Here is a 26,382-nt window from a genome sequence, read left to right on the forward strand (position 1 = left end):
CTGGTTGGTTTGAATTTCATAAATATAAAAAAATATTGCGAAGGGCATACTTATTCGGTGTAAAAATTAAGCGATAATCACTTGCTAACTGGTTTAGGTAACAGCAGTTTATATCGACTACTTCCAATAACGCCATTCATATTACTACCCTCAATGGTTACAGTATAAGATCCTGGAATATCAGCAGTATAAAAAGACACATTTGCTTTTCCCTGGGCATCCGTTACAACGTTTGGCTCCCAATGTATAGTAGCCCTAAGATCTGGATTCATATCTGATACATGAGTATTAACATATTTTGGCCTGTAAAATTCCTGCGGGTACATAATAGGTAGAGGTCTATAAAAAGCAACATCAGGCTTGTCAATTCTACGCCAACCTGCACCACTATAAGTTGTTAACAATGCTACAGCCTGATCAATATCTCTTCTTGAGGTATTTGGTTGTTTTCCGCCGTCTTCTCCAAATTTCGCTGCATAGTTAGCCATATTAACCGCTGCAGATCCCGTACCACTCCGCTCTGCAGATCCCGCACCACTCCCCCCCGTAAATGCAGATGTAGCTGCTCTGGTATAGAAAACCTCCAACCCCCTAAAAGTGGCAATTTTAAAGTCTTCCAAATCCTGTTTAATATCCTCAACTCTTGGATCAACTACATCATGTACATCACTATAAAACATGGGAAGTGGTTTTCCATCAATACTAATCATCAAATCATAATTATTCACCTTCATCTTTGCAAAGCCATCTTCAAAAACCACTCTAAATCCGGGCACTTTTTGTTTAAGTAACTGATACAGACTCATCACCGCAGATTCTTTGATGTCCTTTTCATCAAAAACCAAATCAGCTGGTTTACCCTTATTAAATGAACCCTTTATGACCTTTTTATCAACAATCTTAACCTCTTTTAAAGGAATACCTCCAACATTCAACTTTTCTTCTTTTAATAGGATAGCTTTATTTTTAACGTAGTTCAGTTGGGTACTATCGGTGTTTACATACCAGGGCATTATTTTATTTCTAAACATTTCTTCGGCCGGAGGAAACAGTTGTCGATCAACTTCTACTTCTCCAAAATTCATAGTTTTCCCTTTTGGAGTTCTTGCCTGAATAAAGAAAGATCCGGAATCGATTTGCGGCAAAGCCGAGAACATAAACTTACCTTGTGAATCAGTTGTTGCTGTGGTAATAAAAGCCGGTTTTTGTGAAGATATCAGCATTTGAGCTCCTGGCACAGGTTTCTTCAAGAGGTTCGTAACTCTACCTGTCACTTTAAACTCCTTCTCGGCAGTAAATTTAGGCACTACTGATTCGTTAAATACATCATCCCATTTATACCCTGTCCATCCCTGAGTGAGCATAAGGTTATCAAGAGCTGTCCAGACTTGCTTATCTTTCTTACTTAAGTAATAGCCAGGAGTTTCTATTGTACCCTTTAATCCTGCATTTAATAACAAACTAGCTGCAATGTCATGATTCCCTAAACTATCTGCCCTAACCTGCGAATCATCAGTTACCGACAAAGAGAAGCTCCCTGATACCGGATTTCCGTTTACATCTTTTACCTCAATAGACAAAGCAACACTATCTCTTTTTAGGAAATTTCTTTTATTGGGCACTACATTAACAGTGGCCAGATCCTGATGATCGACAAATAAAATACGCTCATTTAATGGCTGCGTTCCTTTTAACAATGTAAACCTGGCAATACCTGTTGCAAATTTACTTTTACCTATCATCAGCTTAGGTTTCTTAAAATCGACTTGTTCTGCATAACACACTATTCCTCGTGAAGTACCTATTACATAATAAGTACTATCAGAATTAATGGCGCCCGAAGTAGCCATTACACTAATTTCAAGAGAATCGCTTTCCCAATTATTAACCACATGTAAACCAGTTCCAGTGGGTTTTACCAATGGCAAAGAATAACTTTTATCAATTTCTAAAGGCTTACTTAACCTGGCTGTATATTTTTCGCCATCCTTAGGCGTAAATTCAAATGATCCCATCCCATTAACTAAACTGGCAATTGGAGCAATCACGTTTCCTTTACTATCATAAACATCCCCTTCAACATTCACACTCTTTCCATCTTCACCTACTGCCTTAAAACCAACAACCGTTTTGAATCCTGCTACCAGCCCGCCACCCTCCGGTAGAAATTGCAGATCAATATTTTGCTGACGTTTAATATTCAACGGAACACTTAATACCTGGCCCCCATCATTTTTTGCTAAACTTTTAATATCTATTCTTATGTTTTTACCATCAGCCTTTTCTTTGAGATTAAACATCAGCGCCAAATCACCCTCATTAGTAGTTCTGAGCTCTTCCTTAAAGAGCAACTTATCACCCTCCATCACTCTAATCCCTACATCGCGTAATCCAACGGCAACTTTATCAGAACGCATCAGGTTAATATTTACTTTAACTTGATCTTTGTCTGCCACTTTATCAATTGTTGCCTCCGATTTTACCAGCCATATATTCTGACTAGGCTTACCTAAATAAAAACGCTTATTAAACAAATAATCACCTCCAAAATTCTGCATCCAATTGGTATAAGCACGTAATGTGTATCCCCCTTCATGAAAAATCTTTGCAGGTAATGGGATTTGTCCCCAGCCTAAACCTTGCTTTATAGGAATACTTATTCTTCTAACTACTTCAGCACTATCATCATTGATCTCAACATACAGCAACCCACTTTTTTCTGAAGCAGATAAATAAGAAGGATCAAATAAATAAGCTTTAAACCAAATCGTATCACCCAAATTATAGTAGGGCTTATCCGTATGTAGGTAAACCTTCTCTCCTGGCAGTTTACTATGAAAATTCTGTAATGCCGAAACTACGCCTTTAGCATTCTGAGCTATCGGTTGCTGAACCTGAGCCTCCCCACCTTCTACTTTATACCTATAAACGTGTCTACCTAATTCACCCGCAGCATTAATTCCTTCAACAATCACCTTATAGTTCCCTGCTACATCTGAATTAAAGAAATCGAATGTGGTTTTCCCTGCATCGAAAGTTCTTACTCCCGGATTCCAATACACAGTTGATCGGTAATCTGGAGCCTCACTATTGAGTCCCGGGCGATCATATCTTGGCGAGTAAAATTCACGTGCTTTATTAAAACCTCTAGGCAAAAAATTAACTATACTTGGATCATACTTAGTTTTCCTTGATTTATAAGTTGTGATTAACAAAGCAGCTCCTTTTAAATATGATTTCAAAGCAGCATTTTGTCTAACAACTTCAATTTTAGCCACATCTTTAGCATCCAATGAGTTTGCGGCAAATATGTCAGCCGCTTCACTAATGTCAAGTTTTCGACCATTTAAAATAACCTGCATGGGCATCCATGCTGGAGGAACTTGATCTGTATCAAGAAAATGAGGATAAAAAACAATCGTTTCATACTCTGTTTTATACTCCCTAAATTGAACTCCATTTAATCTCCCTTCTATACAATCCCTAAACCTTGCACATATTTCTGGATTATCGATTATATAAGTTTGATCAGCATGTCCTTCAGGAATTACCATCGCACCTTGAGGAGAGTAATTTTCAGTTTGCAGCTTTTTTGCACTGATTTTCACTTCCCGCAATCTCTGTACCCTATCCAGTTTACCCATCTTTACCAATACTTCCTCCTGCTTTCTGCTATTTTCCAAATAAGCTTTAGTCGTACCTGTAATGTCTGTATTTACATCAGGTAGGTTTTTGTTTTTACTTAGTTTTTGTGCATGAATACTATCCAAAATCACCTCTACCTTATTTTTATTCTTTTCTGTCCGGGCCTGTATGCTAAATTTCACACTATCCGTTAAAACCAGCTGATCAAACTTAAATCGTCCGAGCGTATCAGTAGTTGTTCCTTCCAGTATTCCGGCTCTCATCGAGATTAAGGTAACTTTGCCTTTAACTATAGGCTTATTGGTAAGCGACACCACCTTTCCAGAAATCACAGTTCCTAATTTTTCAGCCATAAATGTTGGTTTAACCGAGGTGCCATTCAAAACTTCTTTCCAGGTAAAGCGTCGATACCCCTGTGTCATCATCAGGTTATCCAATGCTTTGTTAACAGATTCATTTTCCTCATTAAAATAATAATTAGGTTTTTCTACATACCCTTTAATATCCGAAGTAAGCAATGTTGACGATAATATAGTATGCTCATTACTTTCATCCAGAGGCACTTTGTCTTCATTAATAACAGTTACCGAGAAATTTCCGGCCACAGGTTTACCCTTTGAATTAAAGGATTGAAGTCCTACACTTACATTTTCTCTCGATTTGTAGCTCTGCTTTGCTGTGGTAATTTCCAATTTCATTTGGTCGTTGTTTCTTATAAAAGCAACCCTTTCATTTAAAGGCTCACCACTTTCATTAAACAAAGTAAACTGAGCTATTCCTGTCGGGAAATCTTTCTTCAAAAGCCAAATTGAGTTTACCGATTTAGTGATATTAAGCGATGTAGCATAAATTGTTTCACCACCGGATTGTGCAACAAGACTAACGTTTAATGGAGTACTAGACATAACAGGCGACGTATTTACCCTTACCAGTACACTATCTTTATTTGGCTGATAAACAGCAAGAACGCACCCCCTATTTTCTGCTTTAGGCAAAGCAATAGAACCTTCCGACCCATCAGGATAGCTCATTTTTGCTATATAGGCTCTTCCTTCTTCTGGCCTCAACTTAAAAACCCCCATTCCGGCATGCTCGCTTACAAAATCAGCAACTTCATTTCCTTGCTCATCTATCACTCTTCCTTTAACCTGAATACCTTTCCCATCCATTCCCACAGCTTTAAAACCAACTCTTGAAGCAACCCCATTTACCAAACCACCACCTTCTGGAAAAAATTGAATGTCACTATTTAAAAACCCTGCTTTTATTGCAAAATCTTTGGTAATCTTTAATTTACTATCAGTTTCTATAGTTGCCTGGATATAAGCTCCCTGTAGATTTGCAGCCTTATCATTCTGAACATTTATGTAAATGACTCCATTAGCATCTGTTTTTACAGTTTTGGTTGTTATGGTTTCCCCATGCGCTACTACCCGATAACTCACCGATCGTCCTGAAATGGCTTTCCCCTCATCGTCACTATAACTCAATTGGGCAGTTATTACCGGTTTGTTATCAATTACCTTATACTGATAATCAACTTTAGAAATAATCTCATTGCTATATGGGCTACCGACAATAAAAGTACGGTCATAGAAATAATCCTCACCTGCATTTCGCATCCATTGGGTATAAGCCCTTACCCGATAATTCCCTTCTTTAAGCTCTTCATTTAAACTAAAATTACCCATTGCCATACCAGCAGTAACAGGTAGTTTTAAGGATTTCTCTATAGAGTCTCTTTCATTTATTAGATCTACATACAGTGCACCACTTAATGCAGATAGCTGATGCCTGCTACCAACAGTTACGTAGGCTTTAAACCAAATGGTATCGCCTAATGCGTAATAAGGTTTATCAGTATGTAGATACACTTTTTCCTGTGGATTAGTTTCTACCCATTTCTGCAATGCGGTTACTAATCTCTCAACCGGCCCTTGATCCTTTGGCACAAAGGCCAGAAAAGTTAGGACTGACAACATCAGTCCAATCCTAAGGAATTTTATGAAGCTTTGATTTTCCATTGTTTTAAATGTGATTGCGTAATTATAAACAAAGACATCTCAGAACAACAGAATGGGGACAACAACTTAAATTATTTCACTGTATACCTATAAACCGATCTCCCTAATTCACCTGCAGCGTTAATCCCCTCAACAACAACTTTGTAAATTCCTGGTTCACTCGCATTGTAGAAATCAAAATATGCCTTACCATCATTATTAGTTTTCACAGTAGCATTCCAGTAAATTGTAGAACGGAAATCCGGGATCTTATTATTTTTATCTCCATTTTCATATCTGGGCTCATAGAACTCACGTCCTTTATCAAAACCCTTTGCCGAAAAATTGACAACGTTTGGAATATATTTTTTATTTCGCAGAGAAGCCTTTTTAGTGTAAATAAGAATAGAAGATCTCCCCAATATCCCTATTAACGCCAAATTGACCCTAACCACCTCTATTTTAACAATATCAACGGGGTCTATTTCATTATTATCAAATATTCCAGCAATCTCCATTGGATCCTCAATTTTTCTTCCATTAACTATAATCTGCATATGTGACGATGAATCGACTGCATTAGGTCTAGAGAGTGGATAATTCTGAACTATTCCTACCTTTCTGAAAGTCACCCCATGTAATCTTCCTTGTAAACAAATCCCCAAATTGGCACAAACCTCAGGTTTTTCAAAAAAAAACGTTTGATCAGCATGTCCTTCCGGAATCCTCAACATTCCTTGGGAAGCAACTATTTCACTTTCTCTTTTCCTGGCTATTATTTTTACTTCTCTAAGCCTTTGAACACGACTTAACTTACCGAACTTAGGCAATGCCTGATCCTGATTCCTACTATTTTCAAGATACACTTTGATGTCTGTACTAGTGCCATTACTAACATCTGGCAAATTTTTATTCTTAGTAATACCCTCCACAAGCGCGCTATCTAATATTATCTCAACATTTTTTCGATTGTCATGCGTTCTGGCTTGCACTACAAACTTAAAACCATCTTTAAACATTAAGTCATCAAACTTAAATCTTCCATCAGAATATGTCCTGGTATCTTCCATTATACCTCCATTTAATGAAAGCAGATTCACCTTGGCATTTACAAGTGGCTTATTTCCAAGTGTAACTGCCTTTCCAGAAATCTCTATACCCGACTTTTCAGTTTTGTAAACTGGAGTAAAAGCCTGACCAAGACTCTTCCATACAAACCTTCTATAGCCTTGTGTCAACATCAGGTTATCCAAAGCTCTACTAGTTTCTTCGGTTTCATTAATGAAATAATAATTCGGCTTTTCTATATAGCCTTTCAAATCAGAGCTAAGCAATAGGTTTGACAGTATTGTACTTTCCGAAGCCTCATCAGATGGCACCTTACCCTCGTTAATTACAGTAACAGAGAAATTTCCAGCCACAGGTTTTCCTGATGGATCCTTTGATTCCATCTCTATCCAAACATTTTCTTTAGTATTATAGCTTGTCTTTTCAGTTTTCAACTTCAATTGCATCAAATCTCTACTTCTAACAAATGCTATCCTTTCATTTAAAGGCTCTCCTTCATTGTTAAACAAGGAAAACTGAGCAATTCCAGTCGGAAAGCTACCTTTGGCTAGTCGTATTGATGTTATCGGTTTGCTTATTTTTATTGAAGAAGAATAAATAACCTCCCCAGAAGATTGAACGATTAAAGCAACAGTTTTCGCCGACTGATACAAACCTGAAGAAGCTTTAATACTGACACTTAAACTATCTTTATTATCCTGATTAATTGAAACAGCGTAACCATCATCACTCACTTTAGGAAGCATTATTCGTTTTTCTGATCCATCCGGATAAACTATTTCTGCCACGTAACTCTTCCCTAATTCTGGCTTCAGATTAAAAGCGCCCATCCCGGCATATAAGCTAGAGAAATCAGCAATTTCCTTACCCTCATTGTCTTTTATTTTGCCTTTAATACTTATTCCAGCACCATTAACTCCAATAGCTTTAAAAGCTACTTTGGATGTTATTCCATTAATTAAGTCTCCACTTTCTGGAAAAAACCGAACATCACTCTCAGAAAGTTCGCCTTTTAAAACAGCCTTTTTACTTACCTTTTCTTTAGTTCCCTTCTTTGCAATCCGGGAATTCGTTTTGCCATCTATACTGTTAAGAAAGGGATCGCCTACAATGAAAGTACGGTCAAAAAAGTAATCTTTATCCGAATTACGCATCCATTGCGTATAGGCTCTCAGCCTATAGTTACCCTCTTTAAAATCATCTGCTAATATCAAATCTCCGGCCGACGTTCCTTTAGTCAATTGAAGCTTAAGCGTTTTTTGTATGGAGTCTCTTTCGTTAATCAGATCCACATAGAGTATTCCACTATGGGTTGATGGCTTATGCCTGCTCCCACTTGTTACATAAGCTTTAAGCCAAATGGTATCACCTATTGCATAATAAGGCTTATCAGTATGTAGGTAAACTTTTTCCTGTGGATTAGTTTCCACCCATTTTTGCAAAGATGTAATTAGTTTATTAACCGGATCATTATCCTCGGGAATAAATGCTAAAACCAGAATTACAACGGAAAAGAAAGGAATATAGAGCGCTCGTTTCATAATATTTAATAATAAATAATCTCTCTTTTGGTTAAGTAAGTACTTGCTTTGTTTTTGTTCTTAAGTGTAAGCCAATTACCTTTTTCATCATACTCGTATGAATATTTCCTTCTCCAGTCAACAAAACCTCCTCCGGTATATCGAATCTCTTGAGTTATATTATTGTTATCATCGTATTCATAAATAATTGAGTATTTTAAATGTCCATTTGGAGCATAAGCCCGTTCGCCACTACACAGTAAATTGGATTCAATTGAGTAGGCAATACTTCCGCTGTTTAAAGCAGTATCATAATCATTCCATTCCTTTAATATGAGGTTATTTAAGTCATCGTATTTATATACCTCCTTAAGCTTTAATTCTCCATACCCATCATAACAAACGCGTAAGCTCCTATTATTTTTGTCGTCATACTCATAGCGCTCCAGGCTTTTCACCGAATCAGAAATATATTTTTTTGCCATCATCTTTCCGTTATCATAATACATGTATTTAATCCTGTAACCATCTTCACCATCTCCTCGTTCTTCTGAGAGTTCCTTATCCTCATACACATAACTTATGGTTTGTTCGATGGCGTTACTATCTATGGTATTATATATTTTTTGCTCAATCAGTTTCCCATTTAAGTCATAGGCATAGCTTCTTTTTTGAACCAAAGTTTTTACACCACCGGTAGTTTCGTAGCACTTCTCAGTAAATGACTTCACTTTCCCTTTAGGTTTTCGCATGTCCCCATAAAAAGGAAGCTGAGCGAGACAATTAAAGAGGGGAAATGTCAGTAAAAACAAAACCAGAATGATAACTTTCATTTGTCCTTTCTTTTCCATTAAATTAATCAATTTTATATCTATAAACTAACCTTCCTAACTCACCCGCTGCATTAATACCCTCAACAACAACCTTGTACACCCCAGGCCCATCTGCATTAAAGAAATCAAACTTCACCTTACCATTTTCACTTGTTTTCAAAGTTGGATTCCAATAAATGGTGGAACGAAGATCAGGCAATTTCATATTAGCATTCTGTTGATCATAACGAGGAGAATAAAACAGACGGGCTTTATTAAAACCCTTTGGCGAAATATTGGCTATCGAAGGAGTATATCTTGCATTATCACTTCCACCTCGTCTTGTATTGATTAATATCACCCCATTCATTCCTTTGTTTCCATAAATACTAGTTAGCCCCGGAGTTCTTAAAACCTCAATACTTTCTATATCTGCAGGCGGTGGATCTCCAAAATCAAAAATCCCACCTATTGCATTACAATTACCATCACTGGGACTATACTGAACTCCATCAAGAACAATTAACATTGCCGACCCCGCGTTATACTCTGTAGTTGAGGTTCTCCCCGAAAATGCACAGGTAACGGGAGGACACATTGCTGAAATTGAAACCTTTCTAAGAATAATATTAGTTAATCTACCTTCCAAACATCCTGCTAAAGTTGCGCATGCTTTAAGCTCCTCTGCTTTGATAATTTGATCATAATGATCCGGCCCATTTAAGTTATGCACTCTAACTATTGGTTTTATTTTTTTAGCTTGAATATTAACTTCTTTTAACCTTTGGGTTCTACTTAATCCACCAACATTTGCTAAAGCTTCATCTTGTTTTTTACTGTTATCCAGATATTCTTTAATACTGCCCGAAATATTGGCATTGATATCTGCCGTATTCTTATTTTTAGTTAGTTTCTGTGTTGCAATACTGTCCAATATTACTTCTACATTCTTACCATTCTTCCCTCTTCTTGCCTGCACAGCTAATTTTATACTATCAGTAAGTACGAGCTGATCAAAGTTAAACCGGCCTGATTCATCAGTAATTGTATCTCTTACAATTCCGGCGCGCAAGGATAATAAAGTCACTTTTCCTTTAGCAATAGGTTTACCACCTAAACTCACTACCTTGCCTGATATTTCTGAAGTAAGCTGTTCAGCTTTATAAATAAGAGGACTCTTATTTTCTTTTATCAGATTGTTCCAGGCAAATCTTCTGTACCCCTGTGTCAACATTAAGTTATCAAGCGCTCGGTTTACTTCTTCCGTTTCTTTTGCAAAATAATAGCCGGGCCTCTCTATGTATCCTTTTAAATCAGAATTAAGCAGTGTATTTGAAAGCAATGTATTCTCAAACACCTCATCATACGGCACTTTCGTTTCATTAATTACACTTAAAGAAAAATTACCAATAACGGGATTTCTTTTAGAATCCAAAGCCTCCAATTCCATTTCTACCTTTTCTTTGGCAGTGTAATTATCCTTTACTGTATTTAATTTAAGCTCCATCAGATCCGGATTCTTTACAAATACAATCCGCTCATTTAAGGGCTCTCCATTCCCATTAAAAAGAGTAAACTGGGCAATTCCTGTCGGGAAATCTTTCTTTTGTAACCATACAGAGGTTGAGGGTTTAATTACTTTCACTTGTGAAGCATAAATCAATTCACCTCCCGATTGTGCAATGAGGCTAACAAATTGCTGGGCTTTAACCTGATCTGCTGAAGCATTAATCCTAACCAATAAACTATCATTTAAGGTTTGATAAACAGCAAGTACATACCCTTGATTTACAGCCTTTGGCAGATCTAATTTCATCTCTGATCCGTCAGGATAAAGAATAACTGCATGATAGCTTTTACCAGACTCCGGCTTTAAATTAAACATTCCCATACCGACATGAAAACTCTCAAAGCTGACCACTTCCTTATTCTCACTATCCTTCACAACACCTTTAATCGGCAGTCCTAACCCATCAACACCTACAGCCTTAAAGCCAATCCTCGAAGTTATTCCATTAACAAGGCTACCGCTTTCAGGAAAAAACTGCACATCACTCTGTGAAAGCGCAACCTTTATCGGAACTGTTTTAGTAACGCTTTTCTTTCCATCTATTTTTATTGTAGTTTGCAGATAAGCACCTTTTAAATCCATTTTTGGGTCATTAAGAATGCTAACTGCTATATTTCCTTCATCATCAGTCTTCACTCTTTCAGTTGTCACTACTTCCTTGTCCACAACAATTTCATAATTTACTACCTTACCTGAAAGTGCTTCACCTCCTTCATTCCTATAGTTTAATTGAACCACTACTGCCGGTTTATTTTCAATAGTTTTATACTGGTAATCAACTTTAGCTATCACCTCATTATCGAAAGCATTTCCAACCATAAATGTCCGATCGAAGAAGTAGTCCTCACCGGCATTGCGCATCCATTGAGTATAAGATCTTAGCCTGTAATTCCCCTCATTTAAAGTATCACTTAGAACAAAATCTCCAATAGCCATCCCTGCCATAACCGGAAGCTTCAAGGTTTGTTGTATCGAATCTCTTTCATTAATCAGATCTACATATAAGGCCCCACTTAATGCAGAAAGCTGATGTCGGCTACCAATGGTTACATAAGCCTTAAACCAAATCGTATCACCCAATGCGTAGTAAGGTTTATCGGTATGCAGATATACTTTTTCCTGAGGATTAGTTTCCGACCAATGCTGCAAAGAGCCGATCAGCTTTTCAATAGGATCATCATCTTTTGGTACAAATGCCAAAAAAATCAAAAGAAATAACAATAATCCGAACTGAGCGCGCTTCATAGATATTGCTTGGTTATAATGAAAGACAACTAAGTGATGCTCAATGGGGACAAGACCTAAAATTATTTTAACAATATCATAATCTTATACTTAGGCAATGGTAATCTGCTTACGATACTTTCGCAGCATAAACATATTCGATACATGAAAAAAACGCTACTATTTAGTTTACTTGTAATTGGCCTACTCAGCTGTAAAAAAGAGAAATCAACAACAGATCAGGAAGTTGTTTTAAACGAAGATCCTTCAACCTATGCTGAGATTGGATCCCTTGATATTGGAGAACTAGGCGCTGCCGAAATCTCTGCATTTGACCCCGCTACAAACAAACTGTTTGTCGTAAAAAACGAGAATGAGGATCAGCCAAATCAGATTAACCGAATTGAGGTGGTTGATTTTGTAAATCCATCAAACATGAAAGCTGCTGGTTTTATAAGCGTTAGCCCTTACGGAGGAGCAGTTAATAGCGTTGCCGTGCATGATGGTAAACTAGCCGCAGCAATCCAGGCCACCAACAAACAAGCAAACGGCAAAGTTGTTGTTTTTAAAACCAGCGACCACAGCAAAATCAGTGAAATAAACATAGGTGCCTTGCCCGATATGGTTACCTTTTCTCCTGATGGAAAATACATTTTAACCGCTAACGAAGGCGAGCCTAGCACCGATTACAAAAACGATCCGGCAGGAACAATCTCTATCATATCTGTTAACGACAACTATGCGGTAACTACTATCGACTTCTCATCTATGATCGGTCAGCAAGCTGCTCTTACAGCTAAAGGATTTAGAGTTTTTGGCATAGGTAAAAACTTCGTAAACGATATAGAACCAGAATACATAACCATATCTAGCGATTCGAAAACTGCCTGGGTAACTTTGCAGGAAAACAATGCAATAGCCAAAATTGATATTGCTTCGAAAACCATAACCAACATATTCCCTCTTGGGTTTAAAGATTACAACACAGATGGTAACGAAATAGATCCTAGTGATAAAGACGGTGGTTTTGCTGCTGCAAAGTGGCCGGTAAAAGGTATTTATATGCCTGATGCTATTGCCGTACTTGAGCAAAACGGAACTCCTTACCTATTTACCGCCAACGAAGGTGATGCAAGAGAATACGATGCCTTTTCTGAAATTAAAAGAGTTAAGGACATTACGCTTGATCCTACAGCTTTCCCAAATGCAGCCGAGCTAAAAAAAGATGGTAAACTTGGTCGCCTTAACATTACAACAACCTTAGGCGATGCCGATGGTGATGGAGTTTTTGATGCATTATATTCATTAGGTTCTCGTTCATTTAGCGTTTGGAATGGCATCAATGGAAGTCAGATTTTCGACAGTAAAAACGAACTGGACGCCAAATGTGTTGCCGCTAACACTTATGAAGACAGCAGAAGTGACGACAAAAGTGTTGAACCAGAAGGAATAACTATTGGAACCGTTGGAACCAAAAAAGTTGCTTTTGTAGGTATGGAAAGAGCTGATGCAGTAGCCGTATATGATGTAACCAATCCGGTTAAACCTGTTTTCTTACAACTTTTAAAATGTGGAGATGCTCCTGAAGGAGTATTGTTTATTTCTGCAAAAAACAGTCCTACCAAGAAAAGTTTATTGGTAGTAAGCAGTGAAAACGATGGTGTAATTAAAGTCTATACCCCTAAAACTATATAACAATTCTTAATTGCGTGTTTGTGCCCCATCTGGGTACAAACATGCAATTATAACCAATACAATAGCCAAAGTAGATGTAACTGCCCGAATGGTATTTAATGAATTCCAAGTGGCTTCAAACCCAATCCTATGCGCCTTCATTGCCTCAGCAGTTGCTGATTTCAAATCAAAAACATCTAATGCATTGTTAAGGGGCACATTCCCAAAAATAGTAACTCCAAAAGTTCCAATAATATAACACAAAGCTGCTGCAACCAACAACCAGAATTTAAGTTGTAAAGGCTGACCATAGTGCAGATATGCACTTAGCGGCAACAACACCAATGCTCCAAAAAATCCTGCGAAAAATACCGGATTTAATATGGCCCTGTTAATTTCCTGCATTGCGGTTAAATAACCTTCATCCGACAGCTTTGCCAATCCCAGATTTACTGAGCAAGACCAGGCATAAAATAATCCTGCCATTAGTGCCGTAGTGGTACCCGCAAGTACCAAAACTATATTCGTTAAAGACATCATACGATTTAACTTTTCCATAAATTACTAAAGATTTCTTAGATATTCCTTAAGCTCAAATGGTTTACGCTTTAATAAATTCTCCAGTGTAATATCAACATAAGAAAACTCATCAGCTTTAATACTATCGGCCAAACTCAACTGCCAGCCTATCTGATCATCAGGCATTTGAAACTTATCCAGTTCTTCAGCTAAAACTACATTAGGGATATTCACATAAGAAACCTCGACTCCCTTTTCCGCGGTTAAAATTGCCGCCAGGTCTTTAAAAGTATAAGCCTTTGAACCCGTTATTTCATACCGCTTATTTTCATGACCATTGCTTGCAAGCACATTACTTAGCGCCTCAGCAATGTCCATACGCAATACAAAACTTACTGCTCCATTACCTGCCGGATAGTAAATATTGCCATGTTCCAGCGCCTCGCCAATAAACATTGGGATGGTTTCCATATACAAACTATTGCCAAAAAAAGTATGAGGTATTCCTGAATCCAAAATAGCCTTTTCTGTTGCCAAACATTGTTGCGTTGCCATAAAGCGCGCATCCAATTTTGGCTTTACAGCACCTGTATAAACAATGTGTTGCACGCCCTGCTGTTTTGCGGCCTTAACCACATTAGTTTCCTCTTTAACTCCCTGCTCGCCTATACTTATTGCCGATATTTGCAATAGCTTATCAACTCCTTTCAATGCTTCATTTAATGATTCAAGATCGTCATAATCGGCAATGCGAATTTGAATACCTGAATCTTTTAGATCCTCCATTTTCTTTGGATCTCTTACTATCGCCACGATCTGCTCTGGCTCAATCTTGTTCAATAGAAAACCTATAGTTGCTTTACCAAGGTTTCCGTTTGCTCCTGTTATTGCTATCATAATTTCTTTTTTTACCAAAATTATGTGCTATACAAAACCATGAATAGAACAAAACCGACACTAAATATTATTTAAATAAAAGATGAGTTATTTAATGAGTTCAGGAAAATTCTCTACCAGCTCATTTGATTGTTTTTGATATTGCTCCGGACTAAATCCTGTAAATTCTTTAAAAGAACGGATAAAATGAGATTGATCAGCGTAGCCATTTTCAAAAGCTACATCTGTAAGGATATTATATTTATTGTTTCTCAACTGACTTAAAGACGCCTGAAAACGACATACTCTGGAAAACAATTTCGGACTAATTCCTATATTTTGGTTAAATCTGCGCTCAAAGCTTCTTTCTGATATTCTTAAATCCTGCTGCAATTCTTTTAAAGTGATATTACCATTTGAACCGATCATTTTAGACGCAGCATACTCTGTAAGGGTATCGGGTACATTACCGTTTTTACGAATCAAATTAAACAGATAATCTGAAATTAGTTCTATTTGATGGGCCAGAGATGAAGCATTCAAAAGTCTTTCAGACAAGTTATAATCGGTCTTTTTTGAGGTCAAATCCACATCCAAGCAGGCATTTGTAATTTCAACTGCACTAAATCCAAATATAGATTTTACCGCATCTGGATAAAAATAGACCCCAATAGTATTGAATTTTCCTGCCGTACGAATTTCCGTGTGTTTAGTAGTTTGTCCGTATAAAAACACTTCCGGCAGTTTGTAATTGTGAGATTCCAAAAACGACCCCTGCTCTGCCTGCCCAAAAATCATTCCCGGACAACCGTCTGGAAGCGCAACAAATGTTGTAGGCGCGCAACCATTACTTCCGCCCTCTAAAATCCAGAAGTAGCGAACATATCTTTTAAGATAATCAGGAGGCTGTACCAGTTTGCAATTCATTATATTCGTTTGACTCGAATCTTAGTCTAAAATTACAAATAATTTATAAAGCTATAAGATAGTCCATCCAAACCTACATCTTCTTCAGCTTTGGTTCAGGATTTCCTTTGGGGATCTTCTGGATCAATAACATTACATCTACGTTTCGGAACGAAAGTGTATCGAAGGGCAGAGTGAGAATTCAACCCGCAACTACCTAGCAATTATTACACTACGCTGTTTATACTATTTTGTACAAACAGTTATTACCCCGTATATTTGATATATATTAATATTTCAATTAATTAATATAGGCTACTATGAAAGAAAAACCAGATACTCTGGAGCAGGCCGTATTAACCGAATACAAATACGGTTTTGTAACAGACATAGATACAGATGTAATTGCCAAGGGCCTTAACGAAAACACCATCCGACTTATCTCAAGTAAAAAGAACGAACCGGAATGGCTGCTAGATTGGCGACTTAAAGCTTATAACCACTGGTTAAAGCTAGAGGAACCAAAATGGGCAAACATTAAGTACCCCATCATCAATTACCAGGACATTATATATTATGCGGCTCCCAAGCCTAAAAAGCAATTAAACAGCCTTGATGAGGCCGATCCGGAATTACTAGCCACTTTTGAGAAGTTGGGAATCTCCTTAAACGAACAAAAACGACTTACAGGAGTTGCCGTTGATGTGGTGATGGATAGCGTTTCGATAGCTACCTCATTTAAAGAACAACTTTCGGAAATCGGGGTGATCTTTTGTTCCATCAGCGAAGCGGTACAGCTACATCCCGAATTGGTAAAACAATACCTTGGATCGATAGTTCCTATGACGGATAACTACTTTGCTGCGTTAAACTCGGCGGTATTTACCGATGGCTCATTCTGCTACATCCCTAAAGGAGTGCGCTGTCCGATGGAACTCTCAACCTATTTCCGTATCAATACAGAAAATGCGGGTCAGTTTGAGCGTACGCTAATTATTGCAGAAGATGAAAGCTATGTGAGTTACCTTGAAGGCTGTACAGCCCCAATGCGTGATGAAAATCAGCTACACGCCGCTGTAGTAGAGCTTGTTGCTCATACCAAGGCAGAAATTAAATATTCAACTGTGCAAAACTGGTATCCGGGCGACAAAAATGGCATGGGTGGTATTTACAACTTCGTAACTAAACGTGGGATTTGTAAAGGCGATCATTCCAAAATCTCCTGGACACAGGTTGAAACAGGTTCGGCTATTACCTGGAAATACCCTAGTGTAATTCTAAAAGGTGATTATTCTATTGGTGAGTTTTATTCGGTTGCATTCACAAACAACCATCAACAGGCAGATACAGGTACAAAAATGACCCATCTTGGTAAAAATACAAGGAGCAGAATTGTGTCTAAAGGGATCTCTGCAGGTCATAGTCAGAACAGCTACAGAGGATTGGTTAGAGCCAGTAAACAAGCCACTAATGCGCGTAATTATTCGCAGTGCGATTCTTTGTTGCTTGGCGATAAATGTGGTGCACACACCTTCCCATACATAGAGGTTAAAAACAAAACGGCAATTGTAGAGCATGAGGCTACTACTTCAAAAATTGGAGAAGATCAGCTTTTTTATTGCAAGCAAAGAGGCATCGATGCAGAAACCGCAGTGGCGCTTATTGTAAATGGTTTTGCCAAAGAAGTAATGAATCAGTTGCCCATGGAATTTGCCGTAGAAGCACAGAAACTACTGGCCATTAGCATGGAAGGCAGTGTCGGTTAAACAAAATTTATAAGAATTATGCTATCAGTAAAGAATATACACGCAAACATCGACGGAAGAGAAATTTTGAAAGGAATTAACCTCGATATTAAACCAGGGGAAGTTCATGCTATTATGGGGCCAAATGGTTCCGGAAAAAGCACCCTTGCCTCCGTACTTGCCGGCAGAGAAGAATATGAAGTTACAGAAGGTGCCGTTTCTTTTTTAGGCAAAGATCTGCTGGAATTATCAACCGAAGACAGGGCTCGGGAAGGTCTGTTTCTTGCCTTTCAGTATCCGGTAGAAATACCGGGTGTTAGTACCACAAACTTTATTAAAGCTGCTGTAAATGAAAAGCGCAAATACCTGGGGCAAGAACCTTTGGATGCGGTTGCCTTTTTAAAGATGATGAAAGAAAAGATGGCTTTGGTTGAAATAGATCAGCGTTTATTGAGTCGCTCTATCAACGAAGGTTTTTCTGGCGGAGAGAAAAAACGCAATGAGGTTTTTCAAATGGCCATGCTTGAACCTAAACTTGCCATCATGGATGAGACTGATTCTGGCTTGGATATCGATGCACTTCGTATAGTTGCAAATGGCATCAATAAGCTGAGAAGCCCCGATCGCGCAATATTACTGATTACCCACTATCAGCGCTTGCTTGATTATATCCATCCAGATTTTGTACATGTACTTTACAACGGTCGTATTGTTAAATCGGGCAAAAAGGAACTGGCGCTTGAACTGGAAGAAAAAGGTTACGACTTCATCACTGATGATATTGATTTAACTGCCAATCAGTAGCAGTCCATTTAAAAGACTTTACAATGAACAACATAACTTATTTTAAAGATCAGTTTGAGCAGCTACAAGAGGCAAATCCGAAAGGTACAATTGCCAATTTGAGGCAGAATGGATTTGATGCGTTCACTAAAGATGGCGTACCTACCTATCGTGATGAGGATTGGAAGTACACCAATGTAAGCAGCCTGTTCAACCAAGAATATCAAATAGCAGAGAACTCTTCGGTTACTTTAGCGGAGGTTAATGCTATAAGATTACCGGGTTATAAACAAGCAAACGAGCTTGTGTTTGTAAACGGTCGCTTTATGGCCAATCTTTCTACTATCCGTTCGGAGGCTACTGACCTTATCGTATTGCCCCTTGAAGATGCCGCTAAAGACGAATATAAAGACATTGTTGCCGCTCATTTGAATCAGAGCAGCAATTACTTAAATAATGGAATTCATGCCTTAAATACCTCTTTTATTGATGGTGGGGTTTTCGTTCATGTGCTTAAAGGCAAAGAACCTGAACATGCCGTTTATTGCTATCATATTTTAGATGCCAGAGAAAATCCTTCGTTGGCATTGCCAAGAAGCCTGGTTTTGGTTGATGAAAGCAGCAAACTCCAACTAACTGAAAGCTATACTACCCTTGGCTCGTCGGACAGTTTTAACAACCAGGTGATGGAAGTGGTGGTTAAGGAAAACGCTTACGTGGAGTATTATAAAATCCAAAATGACGTGGCAAATGCCAGTCAGGTAAGCAGTACTCATATTAGACAAATTGGAAAAAGCCACGTGCATACCGTTACCATTACCTTAAATGGCGGCATAGTACGTAACAATATGAATCTGGTACTTGATGCCGCAGGTAATGAAACTCACCTTTATGGTTTGTACTTATTGAAAGGTAAAAGTCATGCAGACAACCATACACTGATAGACAATTTAAAGCCAAATTGCTTTAGCAATCAATTGTATAAAGGAATTGCTGATGATACCTCAACAGCGGTATTTAATGGTCGTATTATGGTTCAGCCAGATGCGCAAAAAACCAATGCTTACCAGAGCAATAAGAATATCCTGTTATCAGAAAATGCAACCATAAATACAAAACCTCAGCTAGAGATTTTTGCAGACGATGTTAAATGCTCACACGGTTGTACCATTGGTCAGCTGGACGAAGAAGCGATGTTTTACTTAAGGGCAAGAGGCATTCCGAAAGAAAGCGCCGCAGTGCTTTTATTGCAAGCTTTTGCTGCCGACATCATTGATCAGATTAAACCAGAGCCTTTACGTTCTTATGTATCTAAACTTATCTATGAACATTTAGCTATTCAATAACATGGGCATATTAGATCTCAGACAGCAGTTCCCTATACTTAACCGCATGGTTAAGGGCAAGCCTTTGGTGTATTTTGATAATGCGGCCACTTCTCAAAAACCGCAGCGAGTTATTGATGCGCTTACCCATTATTACACCCATTACAACGCCAATATCCACAGAGGCATCCATACCCTTGCCGAAGAAGCGACTATGGCTTATGAAGCTACCCGTCGTACCGCCCAAGAGTTTATAGGTGCTTTGCATGAAGAAGAGATTATCTTTACCAGAGGTACTACAGAAGGGATTAATCTGGTTGCTTACACCTGGGGCCGACAAAACATAGGGGCTGGCGATGAGATCATTATTTCGGGCATGGAGCATCATTCTAACATTGTTCCATGGCAAATACTTTGTGAGGAAAAAGGTGTTGTTCTAAAAGTTATTCCTGTTAATGATGACGGTGAACTTTTGATAGATGCTTATAAAGCTTTGCTTAATAACAAAACTAAACTGGTTTCTGTTGTTCATGTTTCCAACTCATTAGGCACGGTAAATCCTGTTAAAGAGATTATCTTGGCGGCACATCAGGTTGGTGCAAAAGTGTTAATAGATGGCGCACAGTCGGCTGTACACCTCGACATAGATGTACAAAAAATGGACTGCGACTTTTTTGCTTTTTCTGGTCATAAAGTATATGGTCCAACAGGTGTTGGCGTGCTTTACGGCAAGAAAGAATTACTGGAAGCTATGCCTGTTTTTCAAGGTGGCGGAGAGATGATTAAGGAAGTTACTTTCGAAAAGACCACCTACAACGACCTGCCTTATAAATATGAAGCGGGCACACCAAATATAGCAGATACTATTGCACTAAAGGCAGCTCTGGATTTCATTAAAGAAACCGGGAAACCTACGATAAGGGCTCATGAAGAAGAACTCCTTGCTTATGCTACAGCTCAGCTACAAGCCATTCCGGGTTTAACCATTATCGGCAATGCCAAAGAAAAAGTAAGTCTGGTATCTTTTATAATTAAAGATATACACCCTCAGGATGTGGGAGTTTTACTGGATAACCAAGGGATTGCAGTTAGAACGGGACACCATTGCACACAGCCTTTAATGGCACGTTTTGGTATTCCGGGTACCATAAGAGCATCGTTTGCTCTTTACAACCAAAAAGAAGAAATAGACGCACTAATTACAGGTTTACATAAAACTATAAAAATGCTTTCGTAATGAATATTAAGCCGATACTGGAAATAGAAAAAGAGATAATTGAGGACTTTGCACTGTTTGATTCATGGGAAGATAAGTACGAGTACATTATTGATATGGGCAAAAAGTTGCCTCCCCTTGAAGATGAACACAAGCTCAATGAAAATAAAATAAAGGGATGCCAGAGTACGGTATGGCTGGTTGCTTCTTACAATGACGGTCGCGTGTTCTTTAAAGCTGATAGTGATGCGGTAATTGTAAAAGGCTTGATCAGTATGCTCATAAAGGTATTATCTGGCCACACTCCTACCGAAATTATTGACGCCAGATTGGATTTTATAGGAGAGATTGGCATGATGACCCATTTGGCACAAACCCGCTCTAATGGCTTGTTGTCAATGATAAAACAAATGAAAAACTATGCTATCGCCTTTCAGGCAATTGGCAGTCAAAAAACTGATCATAAATAAATTGAAGGTCATGGATAAAGAAGAATTAAAACAGAAAGTGATTGATTGTTTACAAACTATATACGATCCGGAAATCCCTGTAAGTATTTATGAGCTAGGGCTTATCTATGAAACGGAGATAATGCCTCCGCTAAACAATGTACAAATTGTGATGACCCTTACTGCTCCGGGATGTCCTGCTGCGCAATCTATCCCTTTGGAAGTAGAGCAAAAGGTAAAACAAATTGAAGGTGTAAATGAGGTTATTGTTATTGTAACCTGGGAACCTGCGTGGAACAGAGACATGATGTCGGAAACAGCGCGGTTCGAATTAGGAATGATGTAATATGAAAATCACTGCTCAGGAAGAATATGGCTTAAGGATACTACTCCATATAGCCCGACACGGAGATAAAGAAGGAGCAAGCATTCCTATGATTAGCGATGCAGAAGGACTTTCTGCGGCCTATGTAGCCAAGCTTACACGTACGCTTCGGCTTGCCGGTTATATAAATAGTACACCTGGTAATAAGGGTGGTTATATTTTGGCTAAACCTGCCGAAGAGATCAACATCAATCAGGTGATGAAGGTGCTTGGCGGCTCTCTTTACAGCAATAAGTTTTGCGAGGATTACTCTGGTTCGCTAAAACTATGCACCAACTCGGTAGATTGTTCTGTGCGCTCTTTGTGGCAAATGATCCAGTTATCTGTAGATCAATTGCTGGATAACATTTCACTTAAAGAATTGATTAGTACAGAACAGGAATCTAACATTCATATCATCAACAAAATAAACGCTTTAAAAATGGCAAAGCTGTAAGTCAGTTATTTTTTATTTTTCAGGAACTTTTCCCTTTTCTTTTGTTATAAGTAAAAACACTAACTCAATTTACTATGAAAAAGAAACTACTACTTGCAATTTTTATGGTTATTTCTGGCTTGTCTTATGCTCAGGATATCCCTACCAGCGAAGTTCCTATTGCTGTATTAAACTCATTTAATAAATCGTTTCCGAAAGCTACCAGAGTTGAATGGGAACGAAAAGGCGACTTATACAATGTGGAATTTGATGTAGCCAGAAGGGACAATGAAGTTTGGCTAAATGACAAAGGGGCAATCGTTAAGCATAAGAAAGAGCTTCGCTCTTCAGAATTGCCCCCAGCAGTGTTAAATACACTAAAACAAAACTATAAAGGCTTCAGAATTGATGATGTAGATCGTTATGAAGAAGCTAAGAAGTTCTATTATAAAGTTGAATTGAAGAAATTACTTGAGGAACGTAAGGTTGTGTTGGATCAGAGCGGCAAGGTAATAAACAAGGTATATTAACTAGCTTATTTGGCCTCAGTAAGAAATATAAAAAGGGCAGCCTACTTTATAGTAGGCTGCCCTTTTTATATTTTATTTACTACTTAAAGATTCTTCATACTAATCGCTTTTAAGCGAGCCGAAGGCTCCGTAAACACAAAGTAAACATTGTATTTACCTTTAAGCGATTCAATATTTGCAACGGTATTTAAACTACCGCTTTCCTTAACAGATGATTGCCCGATAAGTTTTCCTTCAGGTGAGTCTATACGAATCTCAATTTTACCTGCCGATACTTTATCTGTACCAACAAATTCAATCTGTTTAATATCCGTTAAATCAACCCTGTTAAGTTGTAAATAAGCTCCTTTAATCTTAGCTGTAGCAACAGATTTATCGTCGTTAAAGCTAATCTCATTTGAGTTATCTGTGTTGTTAACAAGCACATAAGGATGGCGCAACACAACAACATCTTCTCCAAACTGTGCCGGAGCTAATTTAGTTCCATGATCTTTGTATGCAGCTCTGAAAATAAAGCTTCCTTTATTAGGTTGATCGGGCTCAACATTTGTAGTGTAAGAACCTGTAACCGGTAATGATTTCTGAGCAGCTTTCTTTTCGCTAAAGCTCAACACATATTTAACGATAGAGTTTACTTCGGCAGTAGACATTGATGAGTGCGCTGGCATCATTGCATCGCCCCAAACACCTGAACCACCATCAATCACTTTTTTAGTAAGCTTTCCTTCTGCTGTTTTATCTCCTTTATACTTTAAAGCCACCTCAGTAAATGATGGGCCTAAAGATTTAGTATCTACAGCGTGACAAGCATTACAATCACTTTTTTTGATTAATGCTTTCGCTTTAGCATACTGAGCAGAAACATCAAACTGATTCTGGTTTTGTGCCACAACTGTTAAGTCATATCCTTCAGACAAATAGTTGATGGCTACAGAAACCTGAGAAGCTGGTATTCTTTTATTAGCAAGGCTTCCATCCTCTTTATCTGTAACACTAACCGCATAGTTGATAATGCTGGCTGGAAAATAGAAAGTTGAGTTTCCTTTAGTGAAGTTAAATTTAACTACAGGAGTTGCGTTGCCTGCTACTAATTCAACCGATTTACTGTTTTTTGCTCCATGTGGATCGGTAACAGTAAGTGTAGCTTTGTAAACTCCTGCTGCAATAAGCTGTACTTCAGGATTTGCAGTTTTAAACGTTTGTTTTAACACACCACCTTTGGTAATTTTCCATTCGTATTTTAATGCATCACCATCACTATCAGTTGTACCTTCTGAAGATAATTTCACTTTTAAAGGTAAAGAGCCCGCAGTTTTATTTGCTGCTACCTGTACCTGAGGTTTACGATTACCGCCATTGAATTCAATTTTGATAAGCTCAGCTTCAGGATTGTCTTTAAAGTATCCGTTACCATATTCAAGCACATATAAACTACCATCTGGACCGAATTTCATATCGATGGCCCCTCTTAAAGTAAGTTCAGGCAAGAAACGCTCCATAGATTTGTACATGCCGTTTTCATCAAGAGTTACCGCTAATATCCAACCACGTACCCAGTCAGTGATTAACCATTTACCCTCGTAATAAGCAGGGAATAAGTTTTTAGCATTGGCAAAATCAGATTTATGAAATACCGGACCACCTACAGCACTTCTGCCACCGCTTCCCATTACCGGAAACTCTTCGCTAGCTGCATAAGGATACCAGATCATTGCTGATTCTGCAGGAGGTAATACTTTTTGTCCTGTGTTGTTTGGCGAATTGTTTACCGGCTTAAGCACATCGTAAAGTTCTCCAGATTTCTTGGTTGCAAAATCATATTGACGATATGCCTGATTGTTACCGATAAAGTAAGGCCAACCGTAGTTACCCGACTTTTTAGCCACATTAAACTCATCGTAAGACCTTGGACCTCTTGACTCTGAAGAATTTGAACCATCCGGACCTACCTCACCCCAATACAACCAACCTGTATGGCTATCAATTGTTAATCTCCAAGGGTTTCTATTACCCATGGTATAAATCTCAGGACGGGTATTTGGTGTTCCTTTAGGGAATAAGTTACCCTCAGGAATGGTATATGAACCGTTTGGCTCTGGATGAATACGTAAAATTTTACCTCTTAAATCATTGGTGTTACCGGATGATTTTTGGGCATCACGCGGAGCCTCTCCCGGACGTTCATCAGTTGGAGTAAAACCATCTGAGGATCTTGAAAAGGTATTATCACCGGTACTTAGGTACAAGTTGTTGTCCTTATCGAATAACATACCACCACCTACGTGACAGCATTCTTCGCGTTGAACAACTACATCTAACACTTTCTTTTCTGTAGCCATGTTCAGTTTACCGCCAGCCCAGGTAAATCTAGAAAGTCTGTTTACTGATTCCTCTTTTGGAGAATAGAAAATGTAGATCCATTTGTTTTTAGCGTAATTAGGGTCAAGGATAACTCCCTGCAATCCATCTTCACCTTCAGAGCGTTCGCCAGTTTTACTTACATACTCTCTACTAACAGTAAAATCAGCTATTACATCCATTTTATTGGTTGCAGGATCGTATATTTTTAATTTCCCTTTGCGCTCTGCATACAAAACCTTACCTCCATCGAGGATTTGGAATTGCATTGGCTCTTCTAATTTTTGCTGAAGCACAACTTTGGTAAACCTGTTATCGTCAGGTTTTTCCGGCGATTGTGCCTTTGCTATACATGAAGAAACCAATAACAGCGACAGTGCTGTTATTGGTTTCAATAATGACAATTTTATCATGTTTGTTGTTTATTACAATTTAGATACAAGGTTACGGAAGTTAACTACACTTGCAGCTACATCGGCACTATTGCTTTCCCAGTTATATTCGTACTCAGCTGAGATTGCTCCTTTAAAGTTTTGTCTTTTTAATTCAGCGATAACTGCAGGGATGTTAGAAACACCTTCTCCCCAATGTACATCATGTCCACCTTTACCTTTTTCATGAAGATCTTTCATGTGTGAGTGTAATACGTGTCCATCAAGTTTTTTCAAGCACTCAACCGGATCTAAACCAGAACGTACCCAGTGACCTATGTCAGCACATGCACCTAAGCGTTTGCTTTTTCCTTTAATAGCGTTTAACACGACATCAGGATTCCAGTAGTGAGAAGGCTCAGGGTGATTATGAAGAGCAACATTGATTTGATACTTATCGCATAAATCTGAAATCATTTGCAAGTCTTTCTCATTCGGCTCAGAAGTAATGGTATGAATACCCATCGCTTTGCAGAATTCGAATAATTTAACCCATTCAGCTTCGCTGTTAGCACCTGTAACACCAAATGCTACAACTTTCACATTGCTTTCTTTAAGTTTTGCTAAAACAGCTTTTCTCTTAGCGTCGTCCATATCAGGACCCATTGTTCCTTCTATACCACCACCTATCTTCTGACCAGGGAAAGCTTCTACATATCTTAAATTACAACTATCGATCTTCTTAATTGCATCTGCAAAAGAGAATAGTCTGAAAGTATACGCTTGAGAACCAAGTTCCCAGCCCAATTTTGCTTCAGGATTTTTAGTAGAAGCATTAGATGCACCTGTTTTTACACTTTTACAGGCAGTAAGACAAGCCAATAAAACAACGGCAAATTGTAGTTTTAAGGCAAATCTATTTGTTAATAAATTCATGTTTGGTTAATTAAAGTTTGAAAATTATCTAGGTTACATTTGTTATTCTATC

18 protein-coding genes are annotated in these 26,382 nt (G+C 38.2%); 9 read left to right on the forward strand and 9 right to left on the reverse strand.

The features are described 5' to 3' along the window. Window positions 1-77: 77 nt before the first annotated feature. The 4 genes from J1905_RS00880 to J1905_RS00895 form a co-directional block, all read right to left on the reverse strand. On the reverse strand, window positions 78-5,669 hold the full coding sequence (locus J1905_RS00880; RefSeq protein ID WP_214225207.1) for a carboxypeptidase regulatory-like domain-containing protein: 5,592 nt from the start codon (window positions 5,667-5,669) through the stop codon (window positions 78-80). Between the two features lie 71 nt (window positions 5,670-5,740). Then, a complete protein-coding gene (locus J1905_RS00885) occupies window positions 5,741-8,257 on the reverse strand; it encodes a carboxypeptidase-like regulatory domain-containing protein (RefSeq protein ID WP_214225213.1) in 2,517 nt (838 codons plus the stop codon). A gap of 5 nt (window positions 8,258-8,262) precedes the next feature. Then, complete coding sequence (locus J1905_RS00890; protein ID WP_214225215.1) at window positions 8,263-9,087, reverse strand: hypothetical protein; 825 nt, start codon at window positions 9,085-9,087, stop codon at window positions 8,263-8,265. Window positions 9,088-9,091: 4 nt separating this feature from the next. Continuing rightward, window positions 9,092-11,863 (reverse strand): carboxypeptidase-like regulatory domain-containing protein, encoded by a 2,772-nt coding sequence (locus tag J1905_RS00895; RefSeq protein WP_214225216.1) that lies wholly within the window; start codon window positions 11,861-11,863, stop codon window positions 9,092-9,094. 144 nt (window positions 11,864-12,007) lie between these two features. Between J1905_RS00895 and J1905_RS00900 the strand changes: the two genes are divergently transcribed. Further along, entirely contained in the window at window positions 12,008-13,537 is a 1,530-nt protein-coding gene (locus J1905_RS00900; protein ID WP_214225218.1) for a choice-of-anchor I family protein, read from the forward strand. A gap of 6 nt (window positions 13,538-13,543) precedes the next feature. Here J1905_RS00900 and J1905_RS00905 read toward each other — a convergent pair whose 3' ends face one another. From J1905_RS00905 to J1905_RS00915, 3 genes are all read right to left on the reverse strand, one after another. Beyond that, window positions 13,544-14,074, reverse strand: a complete 531-nt coding sequence (locus tag J1905_RS00905) for an anthrone oxygenase family protein (protein ID WP_250317953.1) — start codon at window positions 14,072-14,074, stop codon at window positions 13,544-13,546. Window positions 14,075-14,080: 6 nt separating this feature from the next. Continuing rightward, entirely contained in the window at window positions 14,081-14,932 is an 852-nt protein-coding gene (locus tag J1905_RS00910; protein ID WP_214225219.1) for an SDR family oxidoreductase, read from the reverse strand. A gap of 87 nt (window positions 14,933-15,019) precedes the next feature. Then, on the reverse strand, window positions 15,020-15,838 hold the full coding sequence (locus J1905_RS00915; protein WP_214225221.1) for a helix-turn-helix transcriptional regulator: 819 nt from the start codon (window positions 15,836-15,838) through the stop codon (window positions 15,020-15,022). Window positions 15,839-16,137: 299 nt separating this feature from the next. Here J1905_RS00915 and sufB point away from each other — a divergent pair, with 299 nt between their 5' ends. The 8 genes from sufB to J1905_RS00955 all read left to right on the forward strand — a co-directional run bounded on the left by sufB (window position 16,138) and on the right by J1905_RS00955 (window position 22,665). After that, window positions 16,138-17,583 (forward strand): Fe-S cluster assembly protein SufB, encoded by a 1,446-nt coding sequence (gene sufB, locus J1905_RS00920; protein WP_214225222.1) that lies wholly within the window; start codon window positions 16,138-16,140, stop codon window positions 17,581-17,583. Window positions 17,584-17,601: 18 nt separating this feature from the next. Next, window positions 17,602-18,366 carry a Fe-S cluster assembly ATPase SufC gene (gene sufC / locus J1905_RS00925; protein ID WP_214225227.1) on the forward strand — a complete coding sequence of 255 codons (765 nt, stop codon included), beginning with the start codon at window positions 17,602-17,604 and terminating at the stop codon, window positions 18,364-18,366. 23 nt (window positions 18,367-18,389) lie between these two features. Next, entirely contained in the window at window positions 18,390-19,691 is a 1,302-nt protein-coding gene (gene sufD, locus J1905_RS00930) for a Fe-S cluster assembly protein SufD (RefSeq protein ID WP_214225228.1), read from the forward strand. A gap of 1 nt (window position 19,692) precedes the next feature. Continuing rightward, window positions 19,693-20,907 (forward strand): cysteine desulfurase, encoded by a 1,215-nt coding sequence (locus J1905_RS00935; protein WP_214225230.1) that lies wholly within the window; start codon window positions 19,693-19,695, stop codon window positions 20,905-20,907. Beyond that, window positions 20,907-21,356 (forward strand): SufE family protein, encoded by a 450-nt coding sequence (locus J1905_RS00940; RefSeq protein WP_214225232.1) that lies wholly within the window; start codon window positions 20,907-20,909, stop codon window positions 21,354-21,356. Before J1905_RS00935 ends, J1905_RS00940 begins: the two co-directional genes overlap by 1 nt. 10 nt (window positions 21,357-21,366) lie before the next feature. Next, window positions 21,367-21,681 carry an iron-sulfur cluster assembly protein gene (locus tag J1905_RS00945; RefSeq protein WP_173088857.1) on the forward strand — a complete coding sequence of 105 codons (315 nt, stop codon included), beginning with the start codon at window positions 21,367-21,369 and terminating at the stop codon, window positions 21,679-21,681. 1 nt (window position 21,682) lies between these two features. Further along, window positions 21,683-22,156, forward strand: coding sequence for an RrF2 family transcriptional regulator (locus tag J1905_RS00950; RefSeq protein ID WP_214225237.1), 474 nt, complete (start codon window positions 21,683-21,685; stop codon window positions 22,154-22,156). Window positions 22,157-22,230: 74 nt separating this feature from the next. Next, complete coding sequence (locus J1905_RS00955; protein WP_214225239.1) at window positions 22,231-22,665, forward strand: PepSY-like domain-containing protein; 435 nt, start codon at window positions 22,231-22,233, stop codon at window positions 22,663-22,665. Between the two features lie 83 nt (window positions 22,666-22,748). On the opposite strand, the gene J1905_RS00960 is transcribed toward J1905_RS00955, so the two are convergent. Then, window positions 22,749-25,436: a PQQ-dependent sugar dehydrogenase gene (locus J1905_RS00960; protein ID WP_214225243.1), complete on the reverse strand. Its 2,688-nt coding sequence runs from the start codon at window positions 25,434-25,436 to the stop codon at window positions 22,749-22,751. A 12-nt stretch (window positions 25,437-25,448) separates the two neighbouring features. Next, the gene (locus tag J1905_RS00965; protein WP_214225244.1) at window positions 25,449-26,330 is read right to left on the reverse strand and encodes a sugar phosphate isomerase/epimerase family protein; all 882 of its coding nucleotides are present in this window, start codon (window positions 26,328-26,330) and stop codon (window positions 25,449-25,451) included. Window positions 26,331-26,382 lie beyond the last annotated feature (52 nt).

Origin of the sequence: Pedobacter sp. B4-66 (genome assembly GCF_018492665.1) — a bacterium.
Classification (GTDB): Bacteria; Bacteroidota; Bacteroidia; order Sphingobacteriales; family Sphingobacteriaceae; genus Pedobacter.

Bases quoted from the DNA above. Each gene is read 5' to 3' on its own strand.
- J1905_RS00890 (WP_214225215.1), bottom strand. From the start codon at position 9,087: ATGGAAAAGAAAGGACAAATGAAAGTTATCATTCTGGTTTTGTTTTTA.
- J1905_RS00935 (WP_214225230.1), top strand. From the start codon at position 19,693: ATGGGCATATTAGATCTCAGACAGCAGTTCCCTATACTTAACCGCATG.
- J1905_RS00950 (WP_214225237.1), top strand. From the start codon at position 21,683: ATGAAAATCACTGCTCAGGAAGAATATGGCTTAAGGATACTACTCCAT.
- J1905_RS00940 (WP_214225232.1), top strand. From the start codon at position 20,907: ATGAATATTAAGCCGATACTGGAAATAGAAAAAGAGATAATTGAGGAC.
- J1905_RS00885 (WP_214225213.1), bottom strand. From the start codon at position 8,257: ATGAAACGAGCGCTCTATATTCCTTTCTTTTCCGTTGTAATTCTGGTT.
- J1905_RS00960 (WP_214225243.1), bottom strand. From the start codon at position 25,436: ATGATAAAATTGTCATTATTGAAACCAATAACAGCACTGTCGCTGTTA.
- J1905_RS00905 (WP_250317953.1), bottom strand. From the start codon at position 14,074: ATGGAAAAGTTAAATCGTATGATGTCTTTAACGAATATAGTTTTGGTA.
- J1905_RS00955 (WP_214225239.1), top strand. From the start codon at position 22,231: ATGAAAAAGAAACTACTACTTGCAATTTTTATGGTTATTTCTGGCTTG.
- J1905_RS00945 (WP_173088857.1), top strand. From the start codon at position 21,367: ATGGATAAAGAAGAATTAAAACAGAAAGTGATTGATTGTTTACAAACT.
- J1905_RS00915 (WP_214225221.1), bottom strand. From the start codon at position 15,838: ATGAATTGCAAACTGGTACAGCCTCCTGATTATCTTAAAAGATATGTT.
- J1905_RS00965 (WP_214225244.1), bottom strand. From the start codon at position 26,330: ATGAATTTATTAACAAATAGATTTGCCTTAAAACTACAATTTGCCGTT.
- J1905_RS00910 (WP_214225219.1), bottom strand. From the start codon at position 14,932: ATGATAGCAATAACAGGAGCAAACGGAAACCTTGGTAAAGCAACTATA.
- sufC (WP_214225227.1), top strand. From the start codon at position 17,602: ATGCTATCAGTAAAGAATATACACGCAAACATCGACGGAAGAGAAATT.
- J1905_RS00895 (WP_214225216.1), bottom strand. From the start codon at position 11,863: ATGAAGCGCGCTCAGTTCGGATTATTGTTATTTCTTTTGATTTTTTTG.
- J1905_RS00880 (WP_214225207.1), bottom strand. From the start codon at position 5,669: ATGGAAAATCAAAGCTTCATAAAATTCCTTAGGATTGGACTGATGTTG.
- sufD (WP_214225228.1), top strand. From the start codon at position 18,390: ATGAACAACATAACTTATTTTAAAGATCAGTTTGAGCAGCTACAAGAG.
- sufB (WP_214225222.1), top strand. From the start codon at position 16,138: ATGAAAGAAAAACCAGATACTCTGGAGCAGGCCGTATTAACCGAATAC.
- J1905_RS00900 (WP_214225218.1), top strand. From the start codon at position 12,008: ATGAAAAAAACGCTACTATTTAGTTTACTTGTAATTGGCCTACTCAGC.